The following is a 16,719-nucleotide window of genomic DNA, read 5'->3' as shown; positions in this document are numbered from 1 at the left end:
GATGGGGCGATCGCCAGCGAACACGCCCAATGGACATGCGATCCCCAACCGCGCGCAGGTCAAGCGTGCCCTTATCGGCACACAGATCCGCGAACGCCGCCTGTCCCAGGGCTGGCGCCAGACCGAGGTGGCCGAACGCGCCGAAATCTCGGCGGCCTACCTCAACCTGATCGAGCACAACCGCCGCCCCGTGGGCGAGGCGCTGTTGGGGCGGCTGGCCCAGGCCCTTCGGATCGAAGTCGCTGAACTTGCTCTGGACCGCGAGGAAGGTCTTGTGACAGCGCTGCGCGAAGCGGCAGCTCTGGCCCCCGATCGGGTCGCCGCCGTCGAACTGGATCAGATCGCCGAATTCGCCGCCCGCTATCCGGGTTGGGCCAATATCCTGGCCGCTGCGGCCCGGCGTGCTGATGCGCTGGAACGGCGTCTGGTCGCGTTGTCGGACCGCATGACCCGCGATCCCTATCTTCTGGCGACACTGCACGAGGTGCAATCGGCCGTGACCTCGGTGCGCTCGACCGCCTCGATCCTGGCCGAGACGCCGGATATCGAGGCCGACTGGCGCGACCGCTTTCACGCCACGCTGGACATGGACAGCCAGCGCCTGTCCCGGACCGCGCAATCGCTGGTCGCCTATCTCGACACGTTCGAGGATGACGCCGTCCCCATGTCGCCGCAGGAAGAGGTCGAAAGCTGGATCGCCGCCGGCCAGCCAGAGCCGGGAGAGGCGTCGGAACTCGTCTCGGACGCGGCGCGCAAGCTTGCCGGGGATCTGCTGGCGGTCCAGGCCCGAGATCGCATCCATCTGCCCGATGCCGAGTTGGCCGAGGCCGAGCGGCACTCCTTCGGCCTTGATCCGGCGGTCTTGGCGGGACAGATCGGCAAGCCGCTTGATCTGGTGCTGCGTCGGCTGGGCGTCCTGCGCCCCGGCACATGGGCGCAGGCGGGGCTGATCATCTGCGATGGCGCGGGCTCGACCCTTTTCCGGCAGGCGCCCCCAGGATTCGCCCTGCCCCGTCCGGGCGAAGGTTGCGCGCTCTGGCCTCTGTTCGAGGCGCTGGCGCAGCCGCAACTGCCGGTCATGCGCCTGATCGAGACGCCCGGCGGCGCCCGCTTCCTTGCCTGGGCCGTGGCCGAGCGTCTGCTGCCGATGGGATTTGACGGCCCGCCGCTGAGCCGCGCCCAGATGCTGCTTCTGCCCGCCCCACATGAGGATGGCCGCCCCGCCCTGCCCGTCGGCCCCGCCTGCCGCATCTGCCCCCGAGGCTTTTGCCCCGCGCGCCACGAGCCTTCCATCCTGGGACCGGCATGAGGGGCTGGTCATGAGGTTCCGGGCGCGACGCCTGTTCCTGGGCCGCAGGGCCTATCGCCGGCAGCGGATGATCGATGCGACCCGGATCCTGCCGGTCGTCTTCGCCCTGCTGGTGCTGATCCCCCCGATCTGGAGGCCGGGGCTGTTCAGCTTTGCGACCGGGACGATCTGGCTGGCGGTCGGCTGGATGGCCACCATCCTTGTCACCGCCGCCCTGCATCACGCCATCGGCGGCACGGACGAGGACGATGACTCCTGAAAAGCTGGGTCTTGCCGCCATCTTCTATGTCGCCGCGATGTTCCTTCTGGCCCATGCGGCCGATCGGGCAGCGGCAGCGGGACGCTGGCAATGGATGAACCGGCCCTTCATCTATACGCTTTCGCTGTCAGTCTATTGCTCAGCCTGGACCTTCTATGGCGCGGTCGGCTACGCCACCCGTTCCGGGCTGGAGTTCATGACCATCTACCTTGGCCCCGGCATCGTCTTTGCCGGCGCCTGGTGGGGGCTGAGACATCTGGTGCGGGTGGCGCGGATGCATCGCATCACGTCGGTCGCCGACCTGATCTCCAGCCGCTTCGGCAAATCGGCGGGTCTGGCCGCGCTGGTCACACTGATCGCAGTGACGGCGGCGACGCCCTATATCGCGCTTCAGCTTCAGTCGGTTTCGATGGCGCTCTCCGCCTTTGCCGAGCAAGGCCGTCCCATGCCGGGAAACATCCCGCTTTGGACGGCGGTCGGGCTGGCGGCCTTCACCATCCTCTTCGGCACCCGCAATCTTGCTGCGGATGAACGCCATCACGGCGTCGTCATGGCCATCGCGCTTGAGGCGGTTGTCAAGCTGACGGCCTTCATGGCTGTTGGTGGCTATGTGGTTTGGGGGTTGGCCGATGGCCCCGCAGACGTGCTGGCACGGATCGACCGCATGGCCCTGCGCCCCGAGGCCGCGGGCTGGGTCATCAAGCCCGAACGCTGGCTGGTGCTGATCACCTTGGCCGGGGCAGCGGTTCTGGTCCTGCCCCGCATGTTCCATGTCATGGTGGTCGAGGCGAATGACGACGACCGCCTGCGTCAGGCCGGATGGGCCTTTCCCCTGTACCTCTTCATCCTGTCTTTCCTTGTCCTTCCGATCGCGGTCGTGGGCAGTGACCTGCTGCCGTCGGGCGCAAACCCCGACCTTTACGTCATCGCCCTGCCCCTGTCGCAAGGCCAGAACGCGCTGGCGGCCTTTGCCTTCATCGGCGGCTTTTCTTCGGCCATGTCGATGGCTGTGGTCAGTGCGATCGCGCTGTCGACGATGATGGCGAACCACTGGCTGGTGCCGATGTGGCTGTGGCTGCGTCATGGCGGTTTTCGCGCCCGTCGCCTGCCGGGCGCCGCACGCGAGGACTTGCGTGCCCTGATGTTGAATGCCCGGCGGATCGCGATCCTGTCGATCATGGCCGCGGGCTGGACCTATCACCACCTGTCGGGGGGCACGTCGGCGCTGGCGGTCATGGGGATCGTTGCGTTTTCGGGGATGGCGCAGGTCTTGCCCGCAATGATCTCGGGCCTGGTCTGGCGCGGCGCGACCCGGCGCGGGGCAATGGCGGGGATCGCCTCGGGGTCGCTGATCTGGCTGGGCCTGATCTTTCTGCCGTCGCTGGGACTGGTCCCGCCTCCTGTGATGCCGGGCGGACTTGATGCCTTTGCGGGGGCGGTGCTTCTGTCGCTGGGGCTGAACGTGACGCTGCTGACGTTGGTGTCGCTGGCCGATTTTCCGAACCCGGTCGAACGGATGCAGGGCCTGTCCTTTGTCCATGCGGTCGCCCCGGACGGATCCGCCGCCGATATGGCGGGCGGCGCGCGGGCCGAGGCTTTGCTGACCCTGGCCGGGCGGCTGTGGGGTGGCGAGCGCGCGCTCGACATCTTTCGCAGCGCCGCGTCCGTGCAGGGAAAGTCGGGCTACCTGCCCGACCTGACGCCACGCTTCCTGTCCGAATTCGAGCGCCTGATCGCGGGGACCGTGGGTGCGGCCACCGCCGCCGCGCTGATGAGCCGCGTGGCCGGACGCGGGGCCGTGACCGTGGCCGACCTGATGGACGTCGCGGGCGAGGCCAGCCGCGCACGCGCCGACAACCTGCGACTTGAATCCGCGACCGAGGAACTGGAGATCACCGCCCGCAAGCTGCGCGAGACCAATGACAAGCTAACCGTCCTTTCGACGCAAAAGGACACGTTCCTTGGCCAGATCAGCCACGAATTGCGGACCCCCATGACCTCGATCCGGGCCTTTTCGGAAATCCTGATGGAGCCGGAACTGCCCGATGCCGATCGTGCCCGCTTTGCCGGGGTGATCCATGACGAAGCGAGCCGCCTGACCCGGTTGATCGAGGATCTGCTTGACCTGACCGTGCTGGAAGCTGGCGGCCCCCGACTGACCCCGCGCATCGTGAACCTGCACGAGCTGATCGAGCGCGCGCTGGCCTCGGCCCAGGCGACCGAGGCGCGGCGGGAATTCACCTTGCAGCGCGAACCCGCGGCCGAGCATCTGATGATCATGACCGATGCCGACCGGCTGCTTCAGGTGCTGATCAACGTGATCGCCAATGCCCGGAAATATTGCGACGCCGACATCCCCAGCATCCGCATTGAAACCCGCCGCCTGAAGGATGGCGGAACCGAAATCGACATCACCGACAACGGCTCGGGCATCCCGCCGGAAAACGAAGCGCTGATCTTCGAAAAATTCTCTCGTCTCAAGGACACGGCGCAGGCGGGCGGCGCGGGCCTGGGGCTGGCGATCTGCCGCGAGATCATGCAGTTCCTGGGCGGAACGATCAGCTATCTGCCCGGGCAAGGCGGCGCCTCGTTCCGCATCGGCCTGCCCCGCTGGCCGGGAAATCCCGGCGGCGGGGATGTGGATGGCCCTCTGGACCTGCCGCGCTAAACACTTTCGAAACCACATCCTGCAACTGTCGGGTCAGTGAGAGGCTTGATTCGGACGGGGCATGGACAGCACGGACAGCACAGCATGGGGGGACAGGACGGGCGACGGGGTGCTGCGGAAATTGATCGCGGAGCGCAGCCGCCTTCGCGCGGGTGCCCCGCCCATGCCCGAACCCGCCGGGACCATCAGTCTTGAACGCGCCGTTTCCACGGCGCTGGCGCGCGCGGCCGAGCGGGCGCACCGCCTGCCCGTCTTTGTCGAGAAACTGGCACTGTCGCAGGTGTCGCTACCGGAGCTGCCCGAGCTTCTGCCCGAACGCGCCTTGCTGGCGGTGATCGAGGGACCGCGCGACCAGCTTGGCGTCATCGCGATCTGCCCCGGCCTGCTGACCTCGCTGATCGAGATGCAGGCGCTTGGCCGGGTCACGTCCCGTCCCGCGGCACCGCGCCGCGCAACCCGGACCGATGCGGCGATCTCAGAGGATTTCGTCAATGGGCTTCTGACGGAACTGCACCTTGCCGCGCGTGGCCAGCAGGAAATGCCCGGCTTTGCCGGCTTTCGCTATGTCACCTATCTGGACGATCCACGCCCGCTTGGCCTGATGCTTGAAGATGGCCAGATGTCGTTCATGTCGCTGGACTTGCGGATCGGCACCTCGGGGCAGCGGCAGGGAAGGATCCAGGTTGCCATGCCTGTTCCGGCAGCCCCCGCCATCTCCGCGACCCGCGCGCCGCTGCTGAACGCCCCGGATGCGCCAGCAGCGCCCGAAGCACCCCGGCTTGACGCCGAAATCTCGCTGGCGCTTTCCGTCCAGCGGGCACCGGTCCACCTGACCGGGATCCTGTGTCGCCGGATGCTGAGCTTGCGCGCTCTGCGCGGGCTGGTGCCCGGCTCGGTTATTCCGCTGCCGCAAAACGCGCTGGATGATGCCCGGATCGAGACTGTGACGGGTCAGCTTGTCGCGCGCGGCAAGCTGGGCGAAGCCGACGGCTTTCACGCGATCCGGCTTGGTCCGGGCATGGGCGCGCGTTTGGACATTCCGGAAACCGGTCGCATCAGGACCGCGACCGAGTCGTTGACCGAGGTCGGGGGGCAGGATCCGTTTCGCGACAGCGAAGCCGCGAAACAGGGGTCGGTCCGGGCCGCAGGATAGTGCCGCAAGCGCCCCTGTCGCGACGGTAAATGCCCCCCAAGGGGGTGCGGGATACAGATTCCCCTTGAAAATCCGGGCTTCCGGTCGCATGTAGCTTGCGCCCGCCGCACTGCGGGTAACCCTTACAGGAGAGAACATGGCCAAGGAAGAAATGCTCGAATTCCCCGGCGTCGTGAAGGAACTCCTGCCCAATGCGACATTCCGGGTCGAGCTTGAGAACGGCCATGAGATCATCGCGCATATGGCAGGAAAGATGCGGAAGAACCGCATCCGGGTTCTGGCCGGCGACAAGGTGCAGGTGGAAATGAACACCTATGACCTGACCAAAGGGCGGATCAACTACCGCTTCAAGTAAGCCCTTGGCTTCGGCTGCGGGCTTTCGCGTGCCAAAGATCAGCGCAGGCGTAAAGACATGACCAACCACGACAATCCCCGCACGGAGCAGACCTCCAGCGGGGTTTTCCACATCCGGCCCCGGCTGGTGTTGGGCTCTGCCAGTCCCCGACGGCTTGAGCTGCTGGCGCAGATCGGCATCATTCCGGATGCGATCCTGCCCGCGGATATCGACGAGACCCCGCACCGGCAGGAAGACGCCCGCGACTATACCCGACGGATGGCGCGGGAAAAGGCAGCAGCCTTGGCGACCAAGGCCGATGGCGCCATCCTTTGCGCCGACACTTCGGTCACGGCGGGGCGCCGCATCCTTGGCAAGCCCGCCGACGCCGACGAGGCGCGCAGCTTCCTGCGCCTGCTGTCGGGCCGCCGTCATCGCGTCCTGACCGCCGTGGCACTTGCCCATGCTGGCCGCCTGCACGAAAGGCTGGTCGAAACCACCATCCGCCTGCGCCCGCTTTCCCCCGCCGAGATCGAGGATTACGTTCGTTCTGGCGAATGGCAGGGCAAGGCAGGCGGCTATGGCATCCAGGGCCGGGCCGGAGGGTTCGTCGCCTGGATCCAGGGATCCTATACCGGCGTCGTCGGCCTGCCTTTGGCCGAAACCGCAACATTGCTGGCCCATGTCGGCATACGGGAGAGCAATCCATGAAGGGACGCCAGATCGTTCTGGGAGAGGTTTTCGGACGCGAGGCCGCGGCCCTGATGCAGGACGGCCAGTTGGACGACCTGATCATCGATACCGGCCACCTGACCCCGCTTGGCCCCGGCGCCGTCTGCCGTGCGCGCGTCGACAGGCTGGTCAAGGGACAGGGCGGCGTCTTCCTGCGCCTGCCCGAGGGCGAAAGCGGCTATCTCCGCGATCGCAGCGGCCTGCGCGAGGGACAATCGGTCCTGGTGCAGGTCAGCGGCAGCGCCGAGGATGGTAAGGCCATCCCCGTATCGTCCCGCATCAGCTTTCGCGGTCGCCATGTGATCGTGACGCCGGGCATGCCGGGGATCAATGTCTCGCGCCGGATCAAGGACGAGATGCTGCGCCAGACCCTGCAGGATCTGGGCACGGCGGCAACCGAAGGCATGCAAGACCTGGGGCTGGTTTTCCGCAGCGCCGCCGCCTCGGCCGATCCCGATGAGGTGGCCGAGGAACTGAGCGGCCTGCTTGAGCTTGCGCAGAATGTCCTGGCAGACCGCGACGGACAGCCCGAGCTGCTGCTTGATTCGCCCGAACCTGCCGTCGCCGCCTGGAACGATTGGGCTGAACCGGAGCCCGACTCGGTCGAAGACGGTCCGAATGCCTTTGAACTGACAGGCGCGACCGATGCCGTCGAATCACTGCTGTCGACGCGATTCGATCTGGGCGGAGGCGCCTGGGCAGAGATCGAATCGCTGCGTGCGCTTGTCGCAGTCGATGTGAATACCGGGTCGGACCATTCCCCCGCCGCTGGTCTCAAGGCGAATATCGCGTTGGCCCGCGATCTTGCGCGCCAGCTGCGCCTGCGTGGTCTGGGCGGACAAGTGGTCGTCGATTTCGCGCCCATGCCGAAACGCGACCGTGGCACGCTGGAGCAGGTGCTGCGGGCCGCCTTCAAGGCAGAATCGTCCGAAACCGTGCTGATCGGCTGGACCGCGATGGGGCTTTTCGAGATCAGCCGCAAGCGCGACAGGTTGCCGCTGCGCCGCATTGCCGGGATGGAGGCGCGCTGATGGCGTGCCCCATTTGCGGCAAGCCGCCCGCTGAAAAATACCGCCCCTTCTGCTCGCGTCGCTGCGCGGATGTCGATCTCGCGCGCTGGCTGCGGGGGGATTACCGCATTCCCGGCGAGCCTGCCGGAAATCATGAAACAGAAGAGTGAAATTTCTCGCTTTTCGCTCTGGACATGGCGGCTGAGCTAGCCTAGTTACGCCCCTGCCGAAAGCGAAAGCTAAGGCGCCCGGATAGCTCAGTTGGTAGAGCAGCGGATTGAAAATCCGCGTGTCGGTGGTTCGAATCCGCCTCCGGGCACCACTCTTTCGGTGTCATCCCAAAAACTTAGATGCGTGACAGCCGGTTGATGGCATGTGACGATGCCGCAAGTTTTCGGCTTATGCGCCGCAAGTTTTCGGCTTATGCGCCGCAAGTTTTCGGCTTATGCAGGTCGCAGCGCGGGATCAATTCCGATGAAGAAGGCAACCCCCGGACTGGCGATCCTGACGGCCGCGTGCGGCATTGGAACCAATGCTCCGGCAATCGGGACGCCGAACCCGGCATCGGCCCATTGCGTCACTCTGGGTGGCAAGGTCGAGATTCGCAAAGAGGCCGGGGGCGAAGTCGGCTATTGCCACCTGCCCGACGGCCGCGTGGTCGAGGAGTGGGCGCTGTTTCGCGCCCAGACCCCAAAAACCTGATCCGTCCCGGCCTTAAAGGACCGAGATCATGCCGCCATCGGCAAAGATGATCTGGCCGGAAACGTAATCCGACGCACGCGACGCCAGGAAGATCGCGACCCCCTGAAGCTCTTCCGGCCGGCCCCAGCGGCGCATCGGGACACGCCCCTTGACCCAGGAATCGAATTCGGGATTGGCCAGCAGCGCCTCGTTCATGTCGGTGACCATATAGCCCGGCCCGATCGCGTTCGATTGGATGCCAAGCGCGCCCCATTCTGCGGCCATCGCCTTGGTCAGCATCTTGATGCCGCCCTTGGCCACCGTATAGGGCGCGACGGTCGCACGCGCCAATTCCGAGGTCAGCGACCCGATGTTGATGACCTTGCCATATCCGCGCGCTGCCATGCGCTTGGCCGCCTCTCGTCCCACCACGAAGGCCGAGGTCAGGTTGGTATCGATGACACGCTGCCAATCCGCAGTCTCAAGTTCCAGCATCGGGCGGCGGAACTGGATGCCCGCGTTGTTGACCAGAATGTCGACCTCGACCCCGTCGCGGTCCAGCACTTGGAAGGCGGCGGTGACAGCGGATTCGTCGGTGACGTCGAAAACAGAGGTCAGGACCTGATGCCCCTGCCCGCGCATCTCGGCGGCAGCCGTCTCAAGCCGATCGGCATTGACCCCGTTCAGGATAATGCGCGCCCCGGCCCCAGCCAGCCCCTCGGCAATGGCGCGGCCCAATCCGCGCGACGAGCCGGTGACAAGGGCGGTGCGGCCGGTCAGGTCGAAAAGTTGGGTGCTCAATTCTGGTCCTCCGATGTTTGGCGGCGATCAATGTATACATTGCATCGGCAGTGACCATTGCCTTTTTACGCGAACGAGCGCATAAGCCTGCGCTTTCCAAAGCCGCAGGACCGCCGTGACCCAGACCTCCCGCCCGCTGACGAACGTTTCGGCTCTGGTCGAGGCCGGGCTTGTTCCTCGCACCGAAGCTGCGGAGATGGAAAAGGTCGCGCGCGAATTTCGCATCCGGGTCACGCCCGAGATGCAGCAGGCAATGACAAGCGGCCCGAATGACCCCGTCGCGGCCCAATTCCTGCCCGACCGGCACGAGTTGGTCATCCGCCCCGAGGAGCTGGCCGACCCGATCAGCGACGAAGCCTTCAGCCCGACGCCCGGCCTGACCCATCGCTATCCCGACCGCGTGATTTTGCACATCACCCGCACCTGCGAAGTCTATTGCCGCTTCTGTTTCCGCCGCGAGGTCGTGGGCGAGGAAGGCACCCTGCCCGAGCCCGATCTGGCCGCCGCGCTGGACTATATCGCCCGCACCCCTGCCATTCACGAAGTCATTCTGACCGGGGGCGATCCGATGGTGCTGTCCGCCCGCCGTATCGCGGCGCTGATGCGCCGCTTGGAGGCGATCCCGCATCTGGACGTGCTGCGCTTTCACACCCGGATCCCGGTCGTTGCCCCCCATCGCATCGACGCGGTCATGCTGGAGGCGCTGCAAAGCGACCGGCTGGCGGTCTGGGTCGTCCTGCACACCAACCATGCGCAAGAGTTGACGCCGGACGCCTGCGCCGCTCTGAAGCGCCTGTCGCAGGCGGGCATTCCCCTTTTGTCCCAGACGGTACTTCTGAAGGGCGTGAACGCCGATGCCGGGACGCTGGCCGACCTGTTCCGGGCGCTGATCCGCAACCGGGTGAAGCCCTATTACCTGCATCATTGCGATCTCGCGCGCGGCACCAGCCATTTCCGCACCACCATCGCCGAGGGGCAGAACATCATGGCGGCGCTGCGGGGGCGACTGTCGGGGACTTGCCTGCCGACCTATGTGCTGGATCTGCCGGGGGGACACGGCAAGACGCCCCTGGGCCTTGGTCATGTCGACGAGGTCGCGCCGGGCGAATACCGCATCCGCGACTGGCGCGGCCGGGTCCACGACTATCACGACCTCGACAAGGCAGGCGGCCCGGTGAACGGCCACCCGTCGAGTTCGGCCTAGGAACTATTGCAGGAAGCTGCGGACGATCTGGTCGGTCGCCTCGGGGTTCTCCTCCATGATCCAATGGCCGGAACCTGGCACGACCGCCTCCTGCACGTCCTCGGCCGCGAAGCGCATCACCGTCGCCATCATCGGGCCGAATGACTTCTCGCCCCCGACGGCAAGGACCGGCATCTTGAGCTTGCCATTGGCGAGGAAGGCCTGATTGTCGATCGCGTCCTGATCGAAGGCCGCGAACTGGGCAAAGCCCGAATGCATCGCGCCGGGCATGGCATAGAGCGCAGCGTAATGTTCGCGCGCGGGTTCGGAGAAGCGCGCGGGCGTGGCCGAGAACTCGTTCCAGAACCGGTCGAGGTAGATGCGCTCGCGACCCGCGACCAGCCGCTCCATATCCGGCCCGCCAAAGCGGAAATGCCAGAGCAGCGGGTTCTTCAGCACCTCCTCCCACGGCCCGATCCCGGGGATGGGTGCGTCGATCACCGCAAGCTTGCTAACGCGGTCGGGATACTGTGCCGCAAAGGCGTAGGCGACCATATTGCCGATGTCATGGGCAACGATTGCCGTCTGATCGACCTTGAGCGCGTCCAGAACCCCGGCCAGATCGCCAGCCTGCGTCTTCTTGTCGAAGCCGCCCGGCGGTTTCGACGACAGCCCGAGCCCGCGCAAGTCCGGCACGATCACGAGGTGATCGCGGGCCAGATCCTCGGCCATCGGAACCCACATGTCGCCGGTCTCGCCATAGCCATGCACCAGCATGACCGCGGGACCGGCGCCTCCGACGCGGACGTGGATGGTCGCACCATTGGTCGCGATGTCCTGGGTCTTGAATTCGGCGGGATAGTCGAAGTTCTGCGCATCAGCGGGCACGGCCATGAGCCAGGCGAGAAGCGCAACGGAAATGAGACGCATGTATCACCTAATTTTTGAACGATATTTCGTGGAGCCTTGACGAGAATCCCGTCTGAGACGGTCGCACCATCGATCAGACGTTGGGAATTACTCTTCCCGCGCGCATCTTGCGTCAATAGGCTTGACGGAAGCCCCGCCGCCACTGCCCGAATAATAGGATCTCATGTCCCGCGGCATTGCCTCCAAGAAGGATCGGGCAATGAAAAGGCCCGGTCGAAACCGGGCCCTTCAGATCAGACTGCCGAGGCGCGCATCGCCTTGCGGCGCGCCACCCTCTCGCGGATCGCCTCGACATCCGTGATCGGGGTCGCGGCGAAAAGCTCGCGCGTATAGGGGTGCTTCGGATTGGCGAAGACCTCCTCGCGCGTGCCCTGCTCGACCGCCTCGCCCTTGTTCATCACCAGCACGTCATCGGCGATGTAACGCACGACGGACAGATCGTGGCTGATGAAGACATAGGCCAGATTGAACTCGGACTGGATGTCCGCCAGCAGGTTCAGCACCTGCGCCTGCACCGAAAGGTCCAGCGCCGAGACCGGCTCGTCCAGCACCAGCAGCGTGGGGTTCAGCATCAGGGCCCGCGCAATCGCGATCCGCTGGCGCTGACCGCCCGAGAACATGTGCGGATAGCGGTTGAAATGCTCGGCCGGCAAGCCGACCTTGACCAGCATGTCGCGCGCCCGCTCGCGCCGTTCGGCGGCCGGCACGTCGGTGTTCAGCAGCAGCGGCTCCATCAGCACGTCGCCGATCTTCTGGCGCGGGTTCAGACTGCCATAGGGGTTCTGGAACACCATCTGGACCTTGGAGCGCATCTCGCGCGTCGGCTTGTCCTTGGCGATGTCGATGGGCTTGCCCTCGATCTTCAGCTCACCGCCCGAGGCTTCGTCGATCAGCGCAATGATGCGCGCCAGCGTCGACTTGCCAGAGCCGGATTCACCGACGATCGCCAGCGTCTTGCCCCGCTCGACCGAAAAGCTGATCCCCTTGACCGCCCGAACGGTCCGGGCTGGCCGGAAAAGCGAGCCGGGAACGTGATAGTCGCGGATAATTTTTTTGCCTTCGACGATGACGGTCATTGCTGCACCTCGCCTTCAAGGAAGCTACCGACCGTGGGCAGGCGATCACCCGTCGCGTTTTCGGGCAGGGCCGACAGCAGCGCGCGGGTATAGGGATGCTTCGGGGCCTCGAACAGCGAGAGGACGTCGGCCTCTTCCATCTTCTTGCCCTTGTACTGGACCTGCACGCGGTCCGCCGTCTCGGCCACCACGCCCATGTCATGGGTGATGAGGATCAGCGCCATGCCGGTTTCCTCTTGCAGTTCCATCAGCAGGTCCAGGATCTGCTTCTGGATGGTCACGTCCAGCGCAGTCGTCGGCTCGTCCGCGATCAGCAGGCGCGGGCCGGTGGCGATGGCCATGGCGATCATCACGCGCTGGCATTGCCCACCCGACATCTGGTGCGGATAGGATTTCAGCTTTTCTTCCGGGTCGGGAATGCCGACCTGGCGGAACAGCTCGAGCGCGCGGGCATGGGCGGCTTTCTTCGACAGCCCCGCATTGAAGCGCAGGACTTCCTCGATCTGATAGCCGGTGGTGAAGGACGGGTTCAGCGACGCGATCGGTTCCTGGAAGATCATGGTGATCTCGCGCCCGATGATCTTGCGCCGCTCTTTGGGGGACATGTGCAGCATGTCCTTGCCGTCGAAAGTCATCTCGTCGGCGGTGACCATCGCGGTGTCGGGCAGAAGCCCCATTGCCGCCAGCATCGAGACGGACTTGCCCGAACCGGATTCGCCCACGATCGCCAGAACTTCGCCCTTGTCGACGCGCACATCGATCCCGTCGACAGCGGTGAAGCTGCCGGTCGAGGTCGCGAAGCGGACGGTGAGATTGCGAATGGTAAGAAGTGCCATGCCTCAGCTCCGCTTCAGTTTCGGGTCAAGCGCATCCCGCAGGCCATCGCCCATCAGGTTTATCGCAAGGACCGAGATCAGGATGGCAAGGCCGGGGAAGGTCACGACCCACCAGGCGCGCAGGATGAACTCCCGCGCCTCGGCCAGCATCGTGCCCCATTCCGAGGCCGGGGGCTGCGCGCCCATGCCCAGGAAGCCAAGCGCGGCCGAATCGAGAACCGCGGACGAAAAGCTCAGCGTCGCCTGGACGATCAGCGGCGCAAGGCAGTTCGGCAGGATGGTCTTGAACATCAGGCGCATGTTTCCCGCCCCGGCGACACGGGCGGCGGTGACATATTCGCGGGCCTTCTCGCCCATCACCGCGGCGCGGGTCAGACGCGCGAAATGCGGCTGATAGACGATGGCGATGGCGATCATCGCATTGGTCAGCCCCGGCCCCAGGATCGCGACCAGCACCAGTGCAAGCAGCAGCGACGGGAATGCCAGCACGACATCCATGACGCGCATGATGACGGCATCGACCCAACCGCCGAAATAGCCGGCAAGCAGGCCGATGATGATGCCGCCGGTCAGCGCGATGGCAACGACCACGATGCCGATGAACAGCGAATATTGCGCCCCGAAGATCAGGCGAGACAGCATGTCCCGGCCAACGGCGTCAGTGCCCAGCAGAAACTCGGGACGACCACCCGTCTGCCAGAAGGGCGGCGCCAGCAGCGCGTCGCGAAATTGGTGGGTCGGTTCATGCGGCGCCAGAATCGGCGCGAAGACCGCCGTCAGCACCAGCAACACGAAAACGGCAAGACCGATGACGGCCCCGCGGTTCTGGCTGAAGTAGAACCAGAACTCCTTGAACATCCGGCGACGGATGGCCGAGTCCGAGATTTTGACGGAGGTATCGGTCATTTGTGGCGGATCCTCGGGTTGATGAGACCATAGGTCAGGTCCACGATCAGGTTCACGATCATCACGATACCCGCGATCAGCAGCAGGCCCGACTGGACCACCGGATAATCACGGCGCGAGATCGAATCGATCATCCACTTGCCGATCCCCGGCCACGAGAAGATCGTCTCGGTCAGGATCGCACCCGCCATCAGCACGCCGACCTGAAGGCCGATGGTGGTGATGACCGGGATCATCGCGTTGCGAAGCGCGTGAACACCGATGACGCGGCGCATCGACAGGCCTTTGGCCTTGGCGGTGCGGACGTAATCCTCGCCCATGACCTCAAGCATGGCCGAACGGGTCTGGCGCGCGATGACGGCCAGCGGGATCGTCGCCAGCACGATCGATGGCAGGATCAGGTGGCTGACGGCCGAAAGGAATGCCCCCTTCTGCCCCGACAGCAGGCTGTCGATCAGCATGAATCCCGTCACCGGGGGGAAGAAGTACATCAGCGAGATGCGGCCCGAAACCGGGGTCCATTGCAGGATGCCCGAAAAGAAGATGATCAGCAGCAGCCCCCACCAGAAGATCGGCATAGAAAAACCGACAAGGGCGCCGGTCATCGAAATCTGGTCGAACCACGATCCACGCTTGATCGCGGCCAGGACGCCCACGGGGACGCCGATCAGGGTCGCGATGATGATGGCCACGATGGCAAGCTCGACCGTCGCGGGGAACAGCGTCAGGAACTCGGCCAGAACGGGCTTCTTGGTCACGATCGAATGGCCCAGGTCGCCATGAAGCAGATCGCCAAGATAAGACAAATACTGGTGCCAGATCGGCTGGTCATAGCCAAGCTGGGCAGAGATCTGGGCATAGCGTTCGGGCGAGACGCCGCGTTCGCCTGCCATCAGCAGGACCGGATCGCCCGGCAGCAGCCGGATGAAACCGAAGGCAACCAATGTGATCCCAAGCATTGTCGGGATCAGATAGAGAAGCTTCGAGAATATGAATTTGATCATAGAACCCTAACCTAAGGGCCGCGCAGGGGGGAAACCCCTGCACGGCCTCATGACTTACAAACCGGTTTTGCCTTATTCGGCGATATCCACCGTATCGAAGGCATAGTCACCCAGGGGCGACTGCACGAAACCGGTCACATTCTTGGCCATCGGCACATATTGCACCGAATGGGCCAGCGTCGCCCAGGGAGCCTGATCCTTGAAGATCACCTGAGCCTCTTCGTAAAGTTTTGTGCGCTCGGCGACGTCCGAGGTCTTCTTGGCATTGGCCAGGAGGTCCGAGAACTCCTTGTTGCACCAGAAGGCGCGGTTCGCACCGCCCGGCGTCGCCGCCGCGCAGGACAGCAGCACCGACAGGAAGTTGTCCGGATCGCCGTTGTCACCGGTCCAACCCAGGATGACGGCGCCCTTACGGCCCTCTTCCATGGATTTCTTCAGGTATTCGCCCCATTCGTAGCTGACGATATCGACCTTGACGCCGACCTTGGCGAAGTCGCTTTGGATCAGTTCGGCCGCGCGACGGGCGTTCGGCATATAGGGACGCTGCACCGGCATCGCCCAGACTTCCATGCTCAGATCCTTGACGCCGGCATCTTCCAGCATCTTCTTCGCGGCTTCGGGATCATAGGCGTCGTCCTTGACCGCGTCATTATAGGACCACATGGTCGGCGGGATCGGGTTCTTGGCGACTTCGGCGCTGCCCTGATAGACCGCGTCGATCATCGCCTTCTTGTCGATCGCCATGTTCAGGGCCTTGCGGACCTCGGGCTTGTCGAAAGGCGCGACGGTGGTGTTATAGGCGACATAGCCGACGTTCAGGCCAGCCTGCTCATCCACCTTCAGGTTCGGATCGGCCTTGATCGCGGCCAGGTCGGCGGGCGCCGGATAAGGCATCAGGTGGCATTCGCCAGCCTTCAGCTTCTGCAGGCGAACCGAAGCGTCGGGCGTGATGGCAAAGACCAGATCGTCGATCTTGGGCGCTTCGCCCCAGTAATCGGCGTTCTTCTGGTAACGGATCACCGCGTCCTTCTGATAGGCCACGAACTTGAACGGCCCGGTACCGATCGGCGCGTTGTTCAGGTCCTCCATCGTGCCGGCGGCTTGCAGCGCATCGGCATATTCCTTGGACAGGATCGAGACGAAGGGCATCGCGACGTTGGCCAGGAACGGCGCTTCGGGATGGTTCAGGGTGAATTTCACCGTGTTGTCGTCGACCTTCTCGATCGACTTGATCAGCTTGTCCATCTCCATCGAGCTGTAATACTCGTAGGTCAGGCCCGAGATATAGGCGTGCCACGGATCATCCGCGTTGGCCTGACGGTTGAAGCTGAACACCACGTCATCGGCATTGAAGTCGCGCGACGGCGTGAACTTGTCGTTCGACTGGAACTTGACGCCCTTGCGCAGGTGGAAGGTATAGGTCAGCCCGTCATCCGACACTTCCCAGCTTTCGGCCAGCGCGGGTTCAACTTCGGTCGTGCCGGGCTTGAACTGGACAAGGCGGTTGTAGATCGCGTGGGCCGAGGCATCGAAGGTCGTGCCGGCGGTATAGGGTGCCGGATCGAAGCCCTCGGGCGAGCCTTCCGAGCAATAGACGAAGGTCTTTGCATGCAGCGGCGCAGCGGCCATCAGCGCAAGCGCTGATGCGGCGAGGAACCGGGTAGAGAAGATGGACATTTAATTACCTCCCATGTCGACGTTATTCTTCGCGCCTGATGCAAACGAAAGCGGCCAAGAGATCAAGTGGCAGCTTACGCGCGCCCGCCGATTCTTTTCATCTGACGTAACGGCATCGTGAAAAAAGACGTGGCTTTCGTCAATTCGCCATAACGATAGG

Annotated in this window: 17 protein-coding genes and 1 tRNA gene; 11 read left to right on the top strand and 7 right to left on the bottom strand. The window is 64.5% G+C overall.

All coding sequences use genetic code 11. The annotated features are described in order from the left end of the window. The first annotated feature begins 1 nt into the window (after position 1). The 10 genes from RM190_RS17500 (at position 2) to RM190_RS17455 (ending at position 8,167) form a co-directional block, all read left to right on the top strand. On the top strand, positions 2-1,309 hold the full coding sequence (locus RM190_RS17500; RefSeq protein WP_311760758.1) for a short-chain fatty acyl-CoA regulator family protein: 1,308 nt from the start codon (positions 2-4) through the stop codon (positions 1,307-1,309). A gap of 10 nt (positions 1,310-1,319) precedes the next feature. Further along, the gene (locus RM190_RS17495; protein ID WP_311760757.1) at positions 1,320-1,568 is read left to right on the top strand and encodes a hypothetical protein; all 249 of its coding nucleotides are present in this window, start codon (positions 1,320-1,322) and stop codon (positions 1,566-1,568) included. Further along, positions 1,558-4,236, top strand: coding sequence for a sensor histidine kinase (locus RM190_RS17490; protein ID WP_311760756.1), 2,679 nt, complete (start codon positions 1,558-1,560; stop codon positions 4,234-4,236). The genes RM190_RS17495 and RM190_RS17490 overlap by 11 nt, the downstream gene beginning before the upstream one ends. Positions 4,237-4,399: 163 nt before the next feature. Then, on the top strand, positions 4,400-5,389 hold the full coding sequence (locus RM190_RS17485) for a FliM/FliN family flagellar motor switch protein (RefSeq protein WP_311760755.1): 990 nt from the start codon (positions 4,400-4,402) through the stop codon (positions 5,387-5,389). 136 nt (positions 5,390-5,525) lie between these two features. Further along, positions 5,526-5,744, top strand: a complete 219-nt coding sequence (gene infA / locus RM190_RS17480; RefSeq protein ID WP_010397442.1) for a translation initiation factor IF-1 — start codon at positions 5,526-5,528, stop codon at positions 5,742-5,744. Between the two features lie 57 nt (positions 5,745-5,801). Next, positions 5,802-6,434 carry a Maf family protein gene (locus tag RM190_RS17475; RefSeq protein WP_311760754.1) on the top strand — a complete coding sequence of 211 codons (633 nt, stop codon included), beginning with the start codon at positions 5,802-5,804 and terminating at the stop codon, positions 6,432-6,434. Continuing rightward, positions 6,431-7,486 carry a ribonuclease E/G gene (locus tag RM190_RS17470; protein WP_311760753.1) on the top strand — a complete coding sequence of 352 codons (1,056 nt, stop codon included), beginning with the start codon at positions 6,431-6,433 and terminating at the stop codon, positions 7,484-7,486. The genes RM190_RS17475 and RM190_RS17470 overlap by 4 nt, the downstream gene beginning before the upstream one ends. Then, entirely contained in the window at positions 7,486-7,635 is a 150-nt protein-coding gene (locus RM190_RS17465; protein WP_311760752.1) for a DNA gyrase inhibitor YacG, read from the top strand. Before RM190_RS17470 ends, RM190_RS17465 begins: the two co-directional genes overlap by 1 nt. 76 nt (positions 7,636-7,711) lie before the next feature. Further along, positions 7,712-7,787: transfer RNA gene (locus RM190_RS17460), tRNA-Phe, on the top strand. A gap of 152 nt (positions 7,788-7,939) precedes the next feature. Beyond that, positions 7,940-8,167, top strand: coding sequence for a putative hemolysin (locus RM190_RS17455; RefSeq protein ID WP_311760751.1), 228 nt, complete (start codon positions 7,940-7,942; stop codon positions 8,165-8,167). Positions 8,168-8,179: 12 nt separating this feature from the next. Here the strand turns inward: RM190_RS17455 and RM190_RS17450 are convergent, their stop codons facing one another. Next, positions 8,180-8,947, bottom strand: coding sequence for an SDR family oxidoreductase (locus RM190_RS17450; protein WP_311760750.1), 768 nt, complete (start codon positions 8,945-8,947; stop codon positions 8,180-8,182). Between the two features lie 115 nt (positions 8,948-9,062). Between RM190_RS17450 and RM190_RS17445 the strand changes: the two genes are divergently transcribed. After that, positions 9,063-10,151 (top strand): lysine-2,3-aminomutase-like protein, encoded by a 1,089-nt coding sequence (locus RM190_RS17445; RefSeq protein ID WP_311760749.1) that lies wholly within the window; start codon positions 9,063-9,065, stop codon positions 10,149-10,151. 3 nt (positions 10,152-10,154) lie between these two features. Here the strand turns inward: RM190_RS17445 and RM190_RS17440 are convergent, their stop codons facing one another. The 6 genes from RM190_RS17440 to RM190_RS17415 all read right to left on the bottom strand — a co-directional run bounded on the left by RM190_RS17440 (position 10,155) and on the right by RM190_RS17415 (position 16,559). Next, entirely contained in the window at positions 10,155-11,060 is a 906-nt protein-coding gene (locus tag RM190_RS17440) for an alpha/beta fold hydrolase (RefSeq protein ID WP_311760748.1), read from the bottom strand. Between the two features lie 233 nt (positions 11,061-11,293). Beyond that, positions 11,294-12,136 (bottom strand): dipeptide ABC transporter ATP-binding protein, encoded by an 843-nt coding sequence (locus RM190_RS17435; protein ID WP_311760747.1) that lies wholly within the window; start codon positions 12,134-12,136, stop codon positions 11,294-11,296. After that, positions 12,133-12,972: an ABC transporter ATP-binding protein gene (locus RM190_RS17430; protein ID WP_311760746.1), complete on the bottom strand. Its 840-nt coding sequence runs from the start codon at positions 12,970-12,972 to the stop codon at positions 12,133-12,135. The genes RM190_RS17435 and RM190_RS17430 overlap by 4 nt, the downstream gene beginning before the upstream one ends. Positions 12,973-12,975: 3 nt before the next feature. Continuing rightward, complete coding sequence (locus RM190_RS17425; protein WP_311760745.1) at positions 12,976-13,878, bottom strand: ABC transporter permease subunit; 903 nt, start codon at positions 13,876-13,878, stop codon at positions 12,976-12,978. Beyond that, on the bottom strand, positions 13,875-14,882 hold the full coding sequence (locus RM190_RS17420; protein WP_311760744.1) for an ABC transporter permease subunit: 1,008 nt from the start codon (positions 14,880-14,882) through the stop codon (positions 13,875-13,877). Before RM190_RS17420 ends, RM190_RS17425 begins: the two co-directional genes overlap by 4 nt. Before the next feature lie 72 nt (positions 14,883-14,954). Next, the gene (locus RM190_RS17415) at positions 14,955-16,559 is read right to left on the bottom strand and encodes an ABC transporter substrate-binding protein (RefSeq protein ID WP_311760743.1); all 1,605 of its coding nucleotides are present in this window, start codon (positions 16,557-16,559) and stop codon (positions 14,955-14,957) included. Positions 16,560-16,719 lie beyond the last annotated feature (160 nt).

Source organism: Paracoccus broussonetiae (assembly GCF_031854425.1).
GTDB lineage: Bacteria > Pseudomonadota > Alphaproteobacteria > Rhodobacterales > Rhodobacteraceae > Paracoccus > Paracoccus broussonetiae.
The sequence above is the reverse complement of the archived record's forward strand: the minus strand, read 5'-3'. Positions and strand labels throughout refer to the sequence as shown.

Bases quoted from the DNA above. Each gene is read 5' to 3' on its own strand.
- RM190_RS17500 (WP_311760758.1), top strand. From the start codon at position 2: ATGGGGCGATCGCCAGCGAACACGCCCAATGGACATGCGATCCCCAAC.
- RM190_RS17495 (WP_311760757.1), top strand. From the start codon at position 1,320: ATGAGGTTCCGGGCGCGACGCCTGTTCCTGGGCCGCAGGGCCTATCGC.
- RM190_RS17490 (WP_311760756.1), top strand. From the start codon at position 1,558: ATGACTCCTGAAAAGCTGGGTCTTGCCGCCATCTTCTATGTCGCCGCG.
- RM190_RS17485 (WP_311760755.1), top strand. From the start codon at position 4,400: ATGCCCGAACCCGCCGGGACCATCAGTCTTGAACGCGCCGTTTCCACG.
- infA (WP_010397442.1), top strand. From the start codon at position 5,526: ATGGCCAAGGAAGAAATGCTCGAATTCCCCGGCGTCGTGAAGGAACTC.
- RM190_RS17475 (WP_311760754.1), top strand. From the start codon at position 5,802: ATGACCAACCACGACAATCCCCGCACGGAGCAGACCTCCAGCGGGGTT.
- RM190_RS17470 (WP_311760753.1), top strand. From the start codon at position 6,431: ATGAAGGGACGCCAGATCGTTCTGGGAGAGGTTTTCGGACGCGAGGCC.
- RM190_RS17465 (WP_311760752.1), top strand. From the start codon at position 7,486: ATGGCGTGCCCCATTTGCGGCAAGCCGCCCGCTGAAAAATACCGCCCC.
- RM190_RS17455 (WP_311760751.1), top strand. From the start codon at position 7,940: ATGAAGAAGGCAACCCCCGGACTGGCGATCCTGACGGCCGCGTGCGGC.
- RM190_RS17440 (WP_311760748.1), bottom strand. From the start codon at position 11,060: ATGCGTCTCATTTCCGTTGCGCTTCTCGCCTGGCTCATGGCCGTGCCC.
- RM190_RS17435 (WP_311760747.1), bottom strand. From the start codon at position 12,136: ATGACCGTCATCGTCGAAGGCAAAAAAATTATCCGCGACTATCACGTT.
- RM190_RS17430 (WP_311760746.1), bottom strand. From the start codon at position 12,972: ATGGCACTTCTTACCATTCGCAATCTCACCGTCCGCTTCGCGACCTCG.
- RM190_RS17425 (WP_311760745.1), bottom strand. From the start codon at position 13,878: ATGACCGATACCTCCGTCAAAATCTCGGACTCGGCCATCCGTCGCCGG.
- RM190_RS17420 (WP_311760744.1), bottom strand. From the start codon at position 14,882: ATGATCAAATTCATATTCTCGAAGCTTCTCTATCTGATCCCGACAATG.
- RM190_RS17415 (WP_311760743.1), bottom strand. From the start codon at position 16,559: ATGTCCATCTTCTCTACCCGGTTCCTCGCCGCATCAGCGCTTGCGCTG.